The sequence below is a fragment of the Pseudomonas sp. Z4-20 genome (assembly GCF_051131955.1).
GTDB lineage: Bacteria > Pseudomonadota > Gammaproteobacteria > Pseudomonadales > Pseudomonadaceae > Aquipseudomonas > Aquipseudomonas marvdashtae.
Genome location: NZ_CP071641.1, coordinates 1,264,972 through 1,280,310 on the forward strand (window position 1 = coordinate 1,264,972; position 15,339 = coordinate 1,280,310).

Below are 15,339 nucleotides of genomic sequence, written 5' to 3' on the forward strand. Positions count from 1 at the left end.
TTCGACGTGGCTCAGCCCAAAGGCCAGTGTTGGTGACAGGCCTGGCGCACGGCGGCGGCGCTGGCCAGGTTCAGCAAATCGGTACTGACGCGGCGGCACTGGGCGGCGTCGAGGTGACGCACGCGGTCCTTGATTTCGCCGATTTGCGGCGAGCTGACCGACAGCTCCCGGACGCCCAGCCCGATCAGCACCGGCGTCGCCAGGGGATCCGAAGCCAGGGCGCCGCACACGCCGACCCAACGCCCGTGCTTTGCCGCGCCAGCGCAGGTTTGGGCGATCAGCCGCAACAGTGCCGGGTGCAAGGCATCGACCCGGGCGGCGAGACCTGCATGGTCGCGGTCCATGGCGAGGGTGTACTGGGACAGGTCATTGGTGCCGATGGACAGGAAGTCTGCGTGCTCGGCCAGTTGTTCGGCCAGCAAGGCGGCGGCCGGCACTTCGATCATCACTCCCAGTTGCGGACGTTCGCTCAGGCCCAGTTCGGCGCCCAGCGCATCGAGGCGCTGACGGATGTGCAGCAGCTCGTCGACCTCTGTGACCATCGGCAACAAGATCCGGCAGCGCTGCAGCGGGCGGGTTTGCAGCAGGGCGCGCAGTTGTTGATCCAACAGTTCCGGGCGCACCTGGGCCAGGCGAATGCCCCGCAGGCCGAGCACCGGGTTGGCTTCGGCCGGCAGTGGCAGGTAGTCCAATTGCTTGTCGCCGCCGACGTCGATGGTGCGGATGATCACCGGTTTTTCGCCCATGGCATCGAGCACCGCCTGATAGGCCTGGCGCTGTTCCTGTTCATCGGGGGCGGTACGGCGGTCGACGAAAAGAAATTCGGTGCGCAACAAACCGACGCCGTCGGCGCCGTAGGCAAAGGCCTGGCTTGCTTCGGCGCTCGACGCCACGTTTGCGGCGATTTCAATCCCGACTCCGTCAATGGTCCGCGCCGGCGCGTGGGCGAGCGACTGTTGTTGGGCGCGCAGGGCTGCGCGTCGGGCTTGTGCTTGCTGAACCTGCGTCAGGCGCTCGGCGGTTGGCGCCAGTTCGAGGCGTCCGCCGTCGGCATCCAGCACCACGGGCTGCCCCGGCGCCTGCGCAAGCAAGGCATCGCCCAACGCCACCAGGCAGGGCACGCCTTTGCCTCGGGCCAGGATTGCCACATGGGACGTCGCGCCGCCCTCGGCCATGCACACACCGGCCACGCCTTGGGCGCTGAGGTGCAGCAGGTCCGACGGGGTCAACTCCTGTGCGGCGACAATGGAGCCTGCCGGCACGTCGAATTGCCAAGCCTCACCCAGCAACGCTCGCAGGACTCGCTGGCGCAGGTCGCGTAAATCGTTGGCGCGCTCGGCCAGCAGCGGGCTGCCTAACTGACGCAGGACCTGGCACTGCGCGTCGATGGATCGGCTCCAGGCGTGGGTGGCGGCGTCGCCCTGGTCGATGGACACGTAGGCGGCGTCCAGCAAGGCCGGGTCTTCTAGCAATGCCAGATGGGCGCTGAAGATCGCCTGCTCATTGTCGTAACGTCGAGCCTTGGCATTTTCCAACGTCAGGCGGATGTCGCCACTGACGTGCTCCAGGGCTTGGCGCAACCGTTGCCGCTGCTCTTCGATATCGTGACCACCGTCATCCTCGGGCAACTTCAAGCCATCCAACCGAACCAACGGTCCGGCCACCAGGCCGGGCGCGGCGCAGACTCCTTGGAGCACGCCCTCTTCGGCGGCCCGACTGGGCGCTTTTACCGGCGGGGCCTGGGCATGGTCGTTTTCGGCCAGGGCTGTGGATAACGTTGCGAGCAAGGCTTGCAGCGCCGCTTTGGCGTCGCTGCCACGGCAACTGACGTGCACTTCGGCCTGCTCGTTGATTGCCAGGCCCATCAAGCCCATGACGCTGTCGCAGGACGCCGACCGGCCGCCAAAGTGCAGGTGCGAGCGGCTCTTGAAGCCTTGCGCAGTCTGGCGCACCAAGGCGGCCGGCCGCGCGTGTAGGCCGCCACGGTGGGCGATACGGATCTGGCCGAACACTTCGATGCCGACGTCCGCTTCATCGTCGCGCGGTTCACCCGGTGCTTTGCTGACGATGTGCAGCAACGGTTCGCCGACCTTGACCCCTTTAAGCGTGATGGGCCGTGCCTGGAAATGCTCGCCGTTAGTGATGATCAACAGGCTGACCAGGCTTTTGCAGCGCCGTGCCACGCTGTCCAGGTCATAGCGCAGCAGTGCCTGGCCGTTGCTGACCCGCGCGCCCTCCTTGACCAGCATGGAAAACCCATCGCCCTGCAGTTCGACGGTGTCCAGCCCCAGGTGCAGGAGCAGTTCGGCGCCGTTGTCGGCCCGCAGGGTCACGGCGTGGCCGGTGCGGGCGACGTGGATCACCTCGCCGTCACAGGGCGCATAGAGGGTGTCGTTCAACGGATCGATGGCGATCCCGTCACCCATGGCGCCGCTGGCGAATACCGCGTCAGGAACGTTGGCGAGGGTGAGCACCGGACCGCTGAGCGGGGCGCTGAGGATCAGCTCTTTATTGTTGTTGGGCATGGGCTCGCTCTCTCTTGAAATCTCATTGGCCCTCGATGGAAGAGGGCCGGCGGTTCAGTGGGTCCGGGTAACCTTGCTCAAGTGCCGTGGCTGGTCCGGGTCCAGGCCCCGGGCCACGGCCAGGGTCGCGGCCATGCCATAAAAGCTCTGGATCGCCAGGATCGGGTCCAGGGCCGGATGCTCGGCGCGGCTCAGCGTCAGGTCGCGTTCGGCGATGTCATCAGGTGCGGCCAGCAGCACCCGGGCGCCGCGCTGGCGCATATCGGCAGCCAGGCTCAACACGCCAGCCTGCTCAGCGCCGCGTGGGGCAAAAACCAGTAGCGGATAGTCCTCGTCGATCAGCGCCATCGGCCCGTGGCGGACCTCGGCGCTACTGAAGGCTTCGGCCTGGATCGCCGAGGTCTCCTTGAATTTGAGCGCCGCTTCCTGGGCGATGGCGAACCCGGCACCACGGCCGATCACCATCAACCGCTGGCTGTCACGGAACGTCTCGACGGCAGCGCTCCAATCCTGGCTCGCGGCCTCGCGCAGGCCTTCGGGCAGCGCAATGCCGGCTTCGAGCAACTCGCCGTCGTCTTTCCAGTGGGCGACCAGGCGCGCGCTGGCGCTGAGGGTAGCGATGAAACTCTTGGTGGCGGCGACACTGCTTTCGATGCCTGCGCACAGCGGCACGCTGAACTCACACGCCGCTTCCAAGGGCGAATCGGCGGCATTCACCAGGGCCACGCTCAAGGCACCGCGCTTGCGCAACAGCCGCAAGCTGTTCACCAGGTCCGGGCTCTGCCCAGATTGGGAGAACGCGAACGCCACCTGGCCGCTGACCTTCAGCGGCGCCTGTTGCATGGTCACCACCGACATCGGCAACGATGCCACCGGCAAACCCAGTTGTTGCATGGTCAGGTAGGCAAAGTAGCTAGCGGCGTGGTCGGAGCTGCCACGGGCCACGGTCATCGCCACTTGCGGCGGTTGTCGGCGCAAGCGTCCGGCAATCTCCTGCAGGGCGGGGTCCAATTGGCGCAATTGGCGCTCGACGGCCTCGGACGAGGCCAGGGCCTCTTCAAGCATTTTTGAAGACAATGGCTTCTCCTTCGACCATCACGTCGGTCAAGTTCATGGAACGGTCCAGGCGCACGCAATCGGCCCAGGCACCCGGGTGCAGGCGTCCGCGTTCGGGCAGGCCGAGGTAGTCAGCGGGGAATTGCGACAAGCGCTGCGAGGCTTCGGCAAGGGGCAAGCCAATCTTCACCAGGTTGCGCAGGGCCTGATCCATCGTCAGCGTGCTGCCGGCCAGGGTGCCGTCGGCCAGGCGCACGCCGCCCAGGCATTTGGTCACGGTGTGGCTGCCCAGCTTGTATTCACCGTCGGGCATGCCGGCGGCGGCCGTGGAATCGGTGACGCAATACAGGCACGGGATCGAGCGCAACGCCACGCGGATAGCGCCGGGGTGCACGTGCAACAGGTCCGGGATCAACTCGGCATATTGCGCGTGGGCCAGCGCCGCGCCGACGATGCCTGGCTCGCGGTGATGCAACGGGCTCATGGCGTTGTACAAGTGGGTAAAGCTGCTGGCCCCGGCCGCCAGCGCCGCGACGCCTTCCTCATAGCTGCCCAGCGTATGACCGATTTGCATGCGCACCCCGCGGGAACTGAGTGCGCGAATCAAGGCGTCGTGGCCGGCGATTTCCGGCGCGATGGTGATCACCCGGATCGGTGCCAGGGCCAGGTACGCTTCCACCTCGGCCATCAATGCCGTGTGGGCGAAATTCGGTTGAGCGCCGAGTTTGCCGGGGTTGATGTAGGGGCCTTCCAAGTGCACGCCCAGGACACGGGCACTGCCGCTGGGCCGCTGTTCACAAAACTCGCCGAGGGCCTTGAGCACGCCGGCGATTTCCTCGCTCGGCGCGGTCATGGTCGTGGCCAGCAGCGAGGTGGTGCCGAAGCGCACATGAGTGCGAGCGATGGTCTCGAATGCAGGCGCGCCTTCCATGATGTCCTTGCCGCCACCGCCGTGCACATGCAGGTCGATGAACCCGGGCAACAGATAAGGCAAGTCATTGTCCGCCGGATCGCAGGGCTGGCCTTCGATGGACACGATCTTGCCGTGTTCATGCAAGAGACGGCCGCGTATCCAGCCGTTGGCGGTGAGGATGTTGTCTTCGGACATGGGGATTCTCTGGTCGTCTAGCGCCGCAGTTCCGCGACAAAGTCGTAGTAGTCGTTGCGGCAATAGGTGTCGGTGACTTCGATGGGCGTGTTGTCTTCCAGGTAGCCGACCCGCGTCATCAGCAGCATCGCGGTGCCGGGGGCGATGCCCACCAGGGCGGCGAATTCGTCCGAGGCGTTGATCGCCTGGATGTGTTGCAGCGCGCGCACGACCGGTTTGCCGATGCCATCGAGGAATTCATAAAGCGAATCGCCCACCGCCTGCGGCTTGGGAATGATCGAGGCGGGCAGGGTGCTCATTTCGATGGCCATGACCGTGTCATCGGCCTTGCGCAGCCGTTTGAGCCGGGCGACTTTGTCATTGGGCGACAGGCCCAGGCGGATCAATTCTTCGTGGGTTGGCGGGGTGATCTCTCGCTCCAGCCACTGCGACCCAGGCACGAAGCCCTTGAGCCGGAGCATTTCGCTGAACCCGCTGAGGCGCGAGAGCGGCTGTTCGAGGCGCGGGGTGATGAATGTGCCCGAGCCTTGGTTGCGGCGGATCAGACCTTGTTCGAACAGCACTTCCAACGCTTTGCGAGCGGTCACCCGAGAAATGCCCAGTTGCTCGCTCAAGCTGCGCTCGGACGGCATCGCTTGCTCGGCTTTCCATTGGCCGGCGTGGATGGCGGCCTCCAGGTTGCGGGCCAGTTGCAGGTACAGCGGCGTGGGTTGGGTGTCGTCGGGACGCAGGGCCAGGATGTCGTTCATGTGAGCTGTGTCCGATGCTGCTGTAGGAATTTTCGCTCGGTGAGTGGGTGGGAAGCTAATACCACTTGAATACCAAGTCAATGTGATGTTCGGCGGTTTTTGGGGAATTACGGGGTGCTTGGATAAGGTTGGCTTAAAGTGGTATTAGTGGGGGCAGAAGGGGGCGTGAAACTACGGCGCTGGTGGCTGCCTCAGAGGGGCAGTGGTATGCCCGGCCTGTGAGTTGTGAATTTTGATATTTATTTTCTGATGGCGGTGGTGATGGGCTGTTTTCAGCTGGGCGTGTATATCCAATGCTGCGGTAGCGGCGGCTAATGGTTCCGCTCTTACAGCGGGTTACTTTTGAACAGCGCAAAAGTAACCAAAACGCTTTTGCCCCACCACTCGGTGCCTCGCCTAGGCTCGGCATGCCTGAACGAAGACCTTGCTCCGTGGGCCGCCGCGAAGGGCCATCCATGGCCCAGCGCGGCTACCTCGGCATCCATGCCGAGGTGCCCACTGCGCAACGCCTTCGTTCAGCCAGCGTGGTTAACGGGGCGCCCTAGATCAACGTCCGCCACGAGGCGGCCTTATAGCCGACCTGTCTTTGGCGCCTGTACTTCGATCCAATTGTGGGAGCGAGCCTTCTCGCGAAGGCGGAGTGTCAGCCGGTGGATATGCTGGATGTCATGGCATCTCGTGAGCAAGTACGCTTCCACCGGAAAAACACGGTCCCCACCAAAATCAGGTCGGCTATAAGGCCGCCTCGTGGTGGACGTTGATCTCGGCGCCCCATTAACCACGCTGGCCGAACGCAGGTATTGCGCAGTGGGCATCCCGGCATGGATGCCGGGATAGCCGCGCTGGACCATGGATGGTCCTTCGCGGCGGGCTCACGGAGCAATGCCGGAGTGAGGGCACACCGAGCCTAGGCGAGGTGCCGAGTGGTGGGGCAGAGCGTTTTTGGTTACTTTTGGCGCTCTTTCCAAAAGTGACCCGCTGTAAGAGCGGAACCATAAGCAGCCGTTACCGCAGCAACGGATATGCCCCCAATCCAACCCACCCAAAAAGACTACTCGGAAATTTGTGCGAAACATCCATGACCAGATGGATGGTCTGTCAGACGCCCCGAAGTTTCCGACATGTTTTTAAGGTTGTCCGTCGGAAGCGAGGACTCTAGCCTCTGGGTGTCGCTGCCAATTCAGCGACCGGATTTGACCGTCCGAGAATCTAGACGCGCCAGCATTCCAAGACCTAGTTCAGGCGTTTTCCTTTCGTCTGAGGTATCGTGTCGCGGCAGCTGTGCGTGGGACGTCTTCGGATGTGCCGGTTTTCTTGATTCCCGGTCGGTCAACCCGCGTACAGCTGCCCTTTTTGTTTGACCGCGAAAAGTGGTGGCTCCATTGAATCAGGAGCTGCACATGATCAAAGAAACCCCAAACCCGCCAAAACCCGCCTCCACCTTCCCCTACGGCGACTACGCTCCCGAAAAACTGAAAGAAGCCGCCGATCGCGCAATGGACCACTACCTTAAGCCCGATGACGAACCAGACCCCCAGCCCTCGGTGCAGTTGTTCACCGTATCGGACAACATCGACACCGAAGCCCTGCTAGCCAACCTCAGCGAAACCCTGGCCTCGGCCAACGCAATGCTCAGCGAACTCGCATTCGGCCTGGAAGGTTCTCGACGACGGGTGGCATTGGGGGTGGCGCAGATGATTGAGTTGGGGGAGTTATTGGCGAACAAGGCCTTGGATCGGGTCGAACTCAGGACTTGATACCAAAGTAATCTGTGTGGCGAGGGAGCTTGCTCCCGCTGGGTTGCGAAGCAGCCCTAAAACCTGACAACCCGGAGTGTCAGGCAGATTGAGTTGCCCTGCCTTGGGGTTGCTGCGCAACCCAGCGGGAGCAAGCTCCCTCGCCACAAGAGCTCCTATCCACAGGAGCTCCTTGCCGCAAGAGAAGGGGCTACGGACGAATCTCGATCATCGTCCCATCCGGCACCAGGTTCCACACCTCGCGCATGTCCACATTACGCATGGCGATGCAGCCATCGGTCCAGTCCAGGGTATGGAACAACTGCTCTGGGTTCTCTTCCGAATCAGGCGTGCCGTGGATCATGATCATGCCCCCCGGCTCCACGCCTTCGCGGCGGGCGCGGGCGGCGTCGCTGATGTTGGGGTAGGAAATGTGCATCGACAAATAGAACCGGTCGCTGGTCTTGCGCCAGTCCAGCCAATAGAAACCCTCGGGGGTACGCTTGTCGCCTTCTATCAACTTGGGGCCTTTCTTGGCGCCCTTGCCCAGGGAGATGCGATACGTCTTGAGGGGCTTGCCGTCGTTGATCAATTGCAATTGATGGGCGGACTTGAGCACCAGGACTTTTTCGATGACCTTGCCGTTGTAGGTTCCCACGGCAGCGGCTTGGGACACAGCGGTAAACGACAGGCAGAACAGGACAAGCAACCAGCGCATTGAAACGATATCCCTAGAGGTGTCGCGGCTATATTGGATTTTTTAAGTGTTGGCAGGCTGAGCAAGCGGCGGTATCGACTCGGATCGCACCGGGTAATCCTCGGCTCGCCGGTCAGCGTAGAAGCATTCTAGGGTACGGCCCACCGTGCGGAAAGCCAGCTCGTCCCACGGAATGTCGGCTTCCTCGAACAATTGCACTTCCAGGCTCTCGGGCCCGGCGGCGAAATCCACGTCCACCAGTTCGGCGCGGAAGAATACATGCACCTGGCTGATGTGCGGTACGTCGATCAGCGTATAGATGTTCAAGTTTCGGACTCTGGCGCAGGCCTCTTCGGCGGTTTCACGGACCGCGGCCTGTTCGACGGTTTCGCCGTTCTCCATAAAACCGGCCGGCAAGGTCCAATAGCCGCGTCGCGGTTCGATGGCGCGTCGACATAAAAGCACCTTGCTGCCCCAAGTCGGTACGCAACCGGCCACGATGTTGGGGTTCTGGTAGTGAATGGTGTGACAGGTGTCGCAGACAAAGCGCAGGCGCGAGTCGCCCTCGGGTATGCGCTGGGTCACCGGGTTACCGCACTGGCTGCAGAATTTCATGCTTGGATTCCTGGAGGCTGCGCCTATCTTGGCGTGTGCGCACGGGTATCGGCAAGTTGTCGTTTCGCGACATGACGCCGTTTCGGGGCTTGGGCCGCTTGCGTGATTGGTGCATGATGCAAGGTAGCGAATAAATCGAGAAGTCTCATGCTGGACGAGCTACTGCATCGAGTAAGCAACCATACCCCACGCGATCTGGAGACCGATCGACGCTTCCCGGAAGCAGCGGTGCTGGTGCCGATTACCCGCAGCGGCGAGCCGGAACTGGTCCTCACGTTGCGCGCCAGCGGGTTATCGACCCATGGCGGCGAAGTGGCGTTCCCCGGCGGACGCCGGGATCCGGAAGACCCTGACCTGATCTTCACAGCCCTGCGCGAAGCCGAGGAAGAGATCGGTCTGCCGCCCGGCCTGGTGGAAGTGATTGGCCCCCTCAGCCCGCTGATTTCCCTGCACGGAATCAAAGTCACGCCGTACGTCGGCGTGATTCCGGATTACGTCGAGTACCAGGCCAACGACGCCGAGATCGCGGCGGTGTTCAGTGTGCCGCTGGAGTTCTTCCGCAAGGATCCGCGAGAACACACCCACCGCATCGATTATCAGGGATGCAGTTGGTACGTACCCAGCTACCGGTTCGGCGAATACAAGATCTGGGGCCTGACTGCAATCATGATCGTGGAACTGGTCAACCTGCTGTACGACGCCGATATCGACTTGCACACGCCACCCAAGAGCTTCATCAATACCTGACGCCCCGAGGACTTTCATGAAATACCGCCTGGGCGATGCCCGTGTCGAAACTCACCCGCAAAGTTGGGTTGCACCCAACGCCACGTTGGTGGGCAAGGTCCGCCTCGAAGAGGGCGCCAATGTCTGGTTCAACGCCGTGCTGCGTGGCGACAACGAGTTGATCCTGATCGGCAAGAACAGCAACGTGCAGGACGGCACCGTAATGCACACGGACATGGGCTATCCGCTGACCCTCGGCACCGGCGTGACCATCGGCCACAACGCGATGCTTCACGGCTGCACGGTGGGCGACTACAGCCTCATCGGCATCAACGCGGTGATTCTCAACGGCGCGAAGATTGGCAAGCATTGCATCATCGGCGCCAACTCGCTGATCGGCGAAGGCAAGGAGATTCCCGACGGTTCGCTGGTGATGGGCTCGCCGGGCAAGGTCGTGCGGGAACTGACCGAGGCCCAGAAGAGCATGCTCATGGCCAGCGCGGCGCACTATGTGCACAATTCGCAGCGCTATGCCCGCGACTTGGCCGAGCAGGAACAATGAACACGCCCGAACGCCCTGTGCCTTCGCCCTGCGTAAACATCTGCGCGCTGGACGATGACGACATCTGCACCGGCTGCCAGCGCACCGTGGCGGAGATCACCCTCTGGAGCCGCATGGATAACGATGAACGGCGTGGGGTCCTGGCGCTGTGTCATGAGCGGGCCAAGGCCAGTGGGTTGGTGTGGATGTTGCCGACAAAGCGCGGATTGTGAATACGTTCCCCTGTGGCGAGGGAGCTTGCTCCCGCTGGGTCGCGTAGCGACCCCAAAGCAGGCGACTTAATCTGCCTGACACACCGGGTTGTCGGGTTCAGGGCTGCTGCGCAACCCAGCGGGAGCAAGCTCCCTCGCCACAAAAGCTTTTTATCCGCAGTCCCGTCAGTACGACCGTCGCCCCAACCACCGATCCAGCCCCACCACCCCCAGCGCAATCGCGATAAACCCCGCCAATATCCCCCCGGCATTGACGAACACCTGTGGATAACCCAGGTTCGCCACGTCGATGAAGGGGTAGGGATAGGCCGCGAGTAAATCCCCGCGCAACAGGACGTAGCCGAAGTACACCAGCGGATAAATCACCCAAAGCCCGATATGGCCCAGGCGCAGGGTGCCTTTGGGCACACACCGCCACCAATAGATGAGGAACAGCACAGGCATCACGTCGTGCAGCAATTCGTCGGCGACGAATTGCCAGCCTTCGGGTTGCCAGAGGTGGCGCAGCAGCAGGTTATAGGCCAGGCCGACCAGGGCGATGCTCACCGCGATGCCGCTGCGTACGCTGGGCAGCAGGAACCAGCGTCGGGCCGCGGAGGGGCGCTGGGTCAGTTCCCAGGTCAGGACCACCGCCACCAACAAGTTGGTCAGTACCGTGAAAAAACTGAGGAAACTCACCAGCCCACCCAGCAGGCTCGCGCCCAGTTCCCAGCGCCCCAGCAGGATCAGGTAAAGCTGGATGCTCAATCCCGTCCAGCCAAGCAAGGCCTGCGTCGCCACGAAACCGGTTCGCCCGCTCACGATTCAGACGGGCCGCTTGGTACGCATCAGCTTGATGTAAAGACGCTCGACTTTCTCCCGCGCCCAAGGCGTCTTGCGCAGGAAAGTCAGGCTCGACTTGATGCTCGGGTCGCTCTTGAAGCAACGGATGTCGATGCGTTCGGCCAGGCCCGACCATTCGTAGTGCTGCACGAGGGCGTTGAGGATCTGCTCCAGCGTGACGCCGTGCAGCGGGTTGTTGTTCGGTTCGGTCATGGCAGGCCTGCGCGAAAAGGCTGTAAAGCCGCGCACCTTAGCCGAGGTGCTCTTTGGGGGGAAGCGTTGCCTTCATCCGCTCGCCTGAGTGGGGTAGCCGCTTGGCACACTGTTACCGAAACCGAAAGGCTCCATGTCAATAAAAGATCTTTCTCTATTTATGACAGGCCATTATCCTTGCGCCGCCTGCTGAAACGTTTCTTCTTGCGCGCCAGAGCCTCCGCATCCCACGCATCCCTACTGGATCCACCAACTCCCGCGCTCTGGCGCCAGGATAGACAGCGCTGTCTCTGCGTGAGGGGCCGTCGGGGCTCTCGTTCTCCCAGATGAGCGTGGCAGTGGAATTTGCTTTTTTTAACTGAACCATGCCCCCGAAGGATCGTCATCTAAAGTGACAACTTGCGCGGGACTTTTTTTAAACGTCACGGAGAAACACGCTATGAGCACTGAGGGTGCTTTGAGTCGAAGCCGTCTGTTACCGAGCCTGCTCGGCATTCTGCTTCTATTGATGGGCCTGGCCTTGCTGGCCGGGGGAATCAAGCTGAGCACGCTCGGCGGCTCGCTGTATTACCTGCTCGCTGGTATCGGCCTGGCGCTGACCGGCGTGCTATTGATCATGGCCCGTCGTGCGGCGCTGGGGCTGTACGCATTGGTGTTGTTCGCCAGTACGGTCTGGGCGCTGTGGGAAGTTGGCCTGGACTGGTGGCAGTTGGTGCCGCGCCTGGCGATGCTGTTTGCCTTGGGCATCGTCATGCTCCTGCCATGGTTCCGCCGTCCGCTACTGACCGCCGACGCTTCGCCGATGGGCACCCGTGCCTTGGGCGCCGCCGTGGTCATCGCCGGTATCGCCGCGCTGGCCAGTCAGTTCACCAACCCGGGCGAGATCAAGGGCCAACTGGACCGCGACAGTGTGCCGGGGATGACCAACACCGCACCGGCCATGCCGGACGGCGATTGGAACTCCTACGGGCGCAGCGCCCATGGCGACCGCTATTCCCCGCTGGCGCAGATCACCCCTGAGAACGTCGGCAAGTTGAAGGAAGCCTGGTCCTATCGCACCGGCGATCTGCCAGGGCCGAACGACCCGGGTGAAACCACTGCCGAAAATACCCCGTTGAAGGTCAACGGTATGCTCTATGTGTGCACGCCTCACAGCCAGGTGATTGCCCTGGAGCCTGAAACCGGTAAGGAAATCTGGCGTTTCGATCCGAAGCTTTCCACGCAAAAAGCGGAGAACTTCAAGGGTTGGGCCCACATGACTTGCCGTGGCGTGACCTACCACGATGACGCCGTGTACGCATCCGCCGAACAGAGCCCGACCGGCATGGCCAGTGCTACGCCAGCCAGCAGCGTTTGCCCACGGCGGATTTTCCTGCCGACCGCCGACACCCGCCTGATCGCCCTCAATGCCGACACCGGCAAGATGTGCGAAGACTTCGGCGACAAGGGCCAGGTCGACCTGACCGCCAATATCGGCGGCTTCACGGCGGGCGGTTACTACTCCACCTCGCCGCCGGCAGTCACCCAGAACCTGGTGGTGATCGGCGGCCACGTCACCGATAACGTCTCCACCGATGAGCCGAGCGGTGTCATCCGTGCCTACGACGTGCACACCGGCAAACTGGTGTGGAACTGGGACAGCGGCAACCCGGACGACACCACGCCGATTGCCGAAGGCCAGACCTACACCCGCAACTCGCCGAACATGTGGTCTATGTTCAGCGTCGATGAAAAACTCGGGATGCTCTATCTGCCGATGGGCAACCAGACTCCCGACCAGTTCGGCGGATTCCGCACACCGGAATCGGAAAAATACGCCGCCGGCCTGACCGCCCTGGACATCGCCACCGGCAAGGTGCGCTGGTACTTCCAGTTCACCCACCACGACCTGTGGGACATGGACGTTGGCGGTCAACCGACCCTGATGGACCTGAAGACCGCCGATGGCGTGAAACCCGCCGTCCTGGCCTCGACCAAACAGGGCAGCATCTACGTGCTGGATCGCAGCAACGGCCAGCCGATCGTGCCGATCAAGGAGATCCCGGTGCCGCAAGGCGCGGTGGAAGGCGACTTCACCTCGCCGACCCAACCGATGTCCGACCTGAACTTCGTGCCGCCGGTCCTCAAGGAACGCGACATGTGGGGCGTGACCCCGTTCGACCAGATGCTGTGCCGGATCGACTTCAAGTCGCTGCGCTATGACGGCATGTTCACGCCGCCGTCGCTGCAAGGCTCGATCGTCTACCCAGGCAACTTCGGCGTATTCGACTGGGGTGGCATTTCAGTGGACCCGGTGCGCCAGATCGCCTTCGTCAACCCGAGCTACATGGCGTTCAAGTCAAAACTGGTGCCGGCGGCGGAAGTCGCTGGCGGTCCGGGGCGCAAAAGCGAAACCGAAGGCGTGCAGCCGAACAAGGGCGCGCCGTATGGCGTGATCCTCGAAGCGCTGCTCTCGCCCATGGGCCTGCCGTGCCAGGCGCCTGCCTGGGGTTACGTGGCAGCCGTGGACCTGACCAACAACAAGACCCTGTGGAAGCACAAGAACGGCACCGTGCGCGACAGCTCGCCGGTTCCGATCCCGCTGAGCATGGGCGTCCCGAGCCTGGGCGGCCCGTTCACCACCGCCAGTGGCCTGGCATTCCTTAGCGGTACGCTCGACCAGTACCTGCGTGCCTATGATGTGAAGAACGGCAAGCAACTGTGGGAAGGCCGCCTGCCCGCCGGCGCCCAGACCACGCCGATGACCTACACCGGCAAGGACGGCAAACAATACGTGCTGGTTGTTGCCGGTGGTCATGGCTCGCTGGGCACCAAGCAGGGTGACTATGTGATTGCCTACAAGCTGCCGGATTAAGCAGAACCGCGCCCAAGAAAAAGGCGACACCCTTGCGGGTGTCGCCTTTTTTTGTGCCGCGCGGAGTCTTTGTGAACGCAGGCCTTTTAGCTTCTGCTTTTGTGGCGAGGGAGCTTGCTCCCGCTGGATGCGTCAGCATCCCCTGCGGTGTGATGGCTGACAAAGCAAGGGGGCTGCTTCGCAACCCAGCGGGAGCAAGCTCCCTCGCCACGGGGTTTTGTGTACGAGGTCTTAGAGCTCGATCTTGACCGCTTGGGAAGCTCGGGTCGCCTTGGCGCGGGCGGCTTCGATCGACTCATCGCGCGCCAGGGCCACGCCCAAGCGGCGCTGGCCGTTGACTTCCGGTTTGCCGAACAGGCGCAGGGCGGTGTCCGGCTCGCCCAGGGCGGCGCCGAGGTTGGCGAAGGCGGTCTGGGTCGACTGGCCTTCCACCAAAATCACCGCCGAGGCCGATGGGCCGAACTGGCGGATCAGTGGGATCGGCAGGCCGAGAATGGCCCGGGCGTGCAAGGCGAATTGCGACAGGTCCTGGGAAATCAGCGTCACCAGGCCGGTGTCGTGTGGGCGCGGCGAGACTTCGCTGAACCACACCTGGTCACCCTTGATGAACAGTTCGACGCCAAACAGTCCACGACCGCCCAAGGCCTCGGTCACGGCTTTGGCGACGCGCTCGGATTCGGCCAGGGCCGCTGGGCTCATGGCTTGTGGCTGCCAGGATTCCTGATAGTCGCCTTTTTCCTGCCGGTGGCCGACCGGTGCGCAGAAGGTCGTGCCGCCGACGTGACGCACGGTGAGCAGGGTGATTTCGTAGTCGAAGTCGATGAACCCTTCGATGATCACCCGGCCCTTGCCGGCACGGCCGCCTTCCTGGGCGTAATCCCAGGCTTTCTGCACGTCATCGGTGCCGCGCAGCAGGCTTTGGCCCTTGCCCGATGAGCTCATCACCGGCTTCACTACGCACGGGAAGCCCAGGGTCTCGACGGCCTTGCGGTAGTCTTCGATGGTGTCGGCGAAGAAGTATGGCGAGGTCGGCAGACCCAGTTCTTCGGCGGCCAGGCGGCGGATGCCTTCGCGGTTCATGGTCAACTGCGCGGCGCGAGCCGTAGGGATCACGGTGAAGCCTTCGGCCTCCAGTTCCACCAGGGTCGCGGTGGCGATGGCTTCGATTTCCGGCACGATGTAGTGCGGCTTCTCGGCCTCGATCACTGCGCGCAGGGCCGCGCCGTCGAGCATGTTGATCACGTGGCTGCGGTGGGCCACTTGCATGGCCGGCGCGTTGGCGTAGCGATCCACGGCAATCACTTCAACGCCCAGGCGCTGCAGTTCGATTACCACTTCCTTGCCCAGCTCACCGCTGCCACACAACAAAACGCGGGTCGCGGTGGGCGACAATGGGGTTCCGATACGGGTCATCTGAAGGTCCTCAAACAGGAGCGGATCATCGAGGGTCGCGCGCCGGGCGAG

The 15,339-nt window shown here is 62.9% G+C and carries 14 protein-coding genes; 5 read left to right on the top strand and 9 right to left on the bottom strand.

The window, feature by feature from the left end; all coding sequences use genetic code 11:
- Positions 1-11: 11 nt before the first annotated feature.
- Genes ptsP through J3P82_RS05915 form a run of 4 tightly spaced genes read right to left on the bottom strand, consistent with a single transcriptional unit; the run spans position 12 to position 5,438 of the window.
- Positions 12-2,525, bottom strand: coding sequence for a phosphoenolpyruvate--protein phosphotransferase (gene ptsP / locus J3P82_RS05900; RefSeq protein WP_434561447.1), 2,514 nt, complete (start codon positions 2,523-2,525; stop codon positions 12-14).
- A gap of 54 nt (positions 2,526-2,579) precedes the next feature.
- Positions 2,580-3,602 (bottom strand): SIS domain-containing protein, encoded by a 1,023-nt coding sequence (locus J3P82_RS05905; RefSeq protein WP_434561449.1) that lies wholly within the window; start codon positions 3,600-3,602, stop codon positions 2,580-2,582.
- The gene (gene nagA, locus J3P82_RS05910) at positions 3,583-4,689 is read right to left on the bottom strand and encodes an N-acetylglucosamine-6-phosphate deacetylase (protein ID WP_434561451.1); all 1,107 of its coding nucleotides are present in this window, start codon (positions 4,687-4,689) and stop codon (positions 3,583-3,585) included. Before nagA ends, J3P82_RS05905 begins: the two co-directional genes overlap by 20 nt.
- Positions 4,690-4,706: 17 nt before the next feature.
- Positions 4,707-5,438, bottom strand: coding sequence for a GntR family transcriptional regulator (locus tag J3P82_RS05915; RefSeq protein WP_186643569.1), 732 nt, complete (start codon positions 5,436-5,438; stop codon positions 4,707-4,709).
- Between the two features lie 1,400 nt (positions 5,439-6,838).
- On the opposite strand from J3P82_RS05915, the gene J3P82_RS05920 reads away from it, so the two are divergent.
- The gene (locus J3P82_RS05920; protein WP_434561453.1) at positions 6,839-7,195 is read left to right on the top strand and encodes a DUF6124 family protein; all 357 of its coding nucleotides are present in this window, start codon (positions 6,839-6,841) and stop codon (positions 7,193-7,195) included.
- 190 nt (positions 7,196-7,385) lie between these two features.
- On the opposite strand, the gene J3P82_RS05925 is transcribed toward J3P82_RS05920, so the two are convergent.
- Positions 7,386-7,892 (bottom strand): L,D-transpeptidase family protein, encoded by a 507-nt coding sequence (locus J3P82_RS05925; protein WP_053124801.1) that lies wholly within the window; start codon positions 7,890-7,892, stop codon positions 7,386-7,388.
- Between the two features lie 42 nt (positions 7,893-7,934).
- The gene (locus J3P82_RS05930; protein WP_434561455.1) at positions 7,935-8,486 is read right to left on the bottom strand and encodes an NUDIX hydrolase; all 552 of its coding nucleotides are present in this window, start codon (positions 8,484-8,486) and stop codon (positions 7,935-7,937) included.
- 147 nt (positions 8,487-8,633) lie between these two features.
- On the opposite strand from J3P82_RS05930, the gene J3P82_RS05935 reads away from it, so the two are divergent.
- The 3 genes from J3P82_RS05935 to J3P82_RS05945 are packed head-to-tail and all read left to right on the top strand — an operon-like array spanning position 8,634 to position 9,986.
- A complete protein-coding gene (locus J3P82_RS05935) occupies positions 8,634-9,233 on the top strand; it encodes a CoA pyrophosphatase (protein WP_186640912.1) in 600 nt (199 codons plus the stop codon).
- A gap of 16 nt (positions 9,234-9,249) precedes the next feature.
- The gene (locus J3P82_RS05940; protein ID WP_434561457.1) at positions 9,250-9,774 is read left to right on the top strand and encodes a gamma carbonic anhydrase family protein; all 525 of its coding nucleotides are present in this window, start codon (positions 9,250-9,252) and stop codon (positions 9,772-9,774) included.
- Positions 9,771-9,986 carry a DUF1289 domain-containing protein gene (locus tag J3P82_RS05945; RefSeq protein ID WP_186643573.1) on the top strand — a complete coding sequence of 72 codons (216 nt, stop codon included), beginning with the start codon at positions 9,771-9,773 and terminating at the stop codon, positions 9,984-9,986. The genes J3P82_RS05940 and J3P82_RS05945 overlap by 4 nt, the downstream gene beginning before the upstream one ends.
- A gap of 165 nt (positions 9,987-10,151) precedes the next feature.
- Here the strand turns inward: J3P82_RS05945 and J3P82_RS05950 are convergent, their stop codons facing one another.
- Together J3P82_RS05950 and J3P82_RS05955 are read right to left on the bottom strand one after the other, a co-directional pair.
- A complete protein-coding gene (locus tag J3P82_RS05950; protein WP_434563724.1) occupies positions 10,152-10,766 on the bottom strand; it encodes a Pr6Pr family membrane protein in 615 nt (204 codons plus the stop codon).
- Positions 10,767-10,790: 24 nt separating this feature from the next.
- Positions 10,791-11,021 carry a VF530 family DNA-binding protein gene (locus tag J3P82_RS05955; protein ID WP_003205228.1) on the bottom strand — a complete coding sequence of 77 codons (231 nt, stop codon included), beginning with the start codon at positions 11,019-11,021 and terminating at the stop codon, positions 10,791-10,793.
- A gap of 439 nt (positions 11,022-11,460) precedes the next feature.
- Between J3P82_RS05955 and J3P82_RS05960 the strand changes: the two genes are divergently transcribed.
- Positions 11,461-13,875, top strand: a complete 2,415-nt coding sequence (locus J3P82_RS05960; RefSeq protein ID WP_434561459.1) for a glucose/quinate/shikimate family membrane-bound PQQ-dependent dehydrogenase — start codon at positions 11,461-11,463, stop codon at positions 13,873-13,875.
- A 231-nt stretch (positions 13,876-14,106) separates the two neighbouring features.
- Here the strand turns inward: J3P82_RS05960 and purT are convergent, their stop codons facing one another.
- The gene (gene purT, locus J3P82_RS05965; protein ID WP_434561461.1) at positions 14,107-15,288 is read right to left on the bottom strand and encodes a formate-dependent phosphoribosylglycinamide formyltransferase; all 1,182 of its coding nucleotides are present in this window, start codon (positions 15,286-15,288) and stop codon (positions 14,107-14,109) included.
- Between the last annotated feature and the right edge of the window lie 51 nt (positions 15,289-15,339).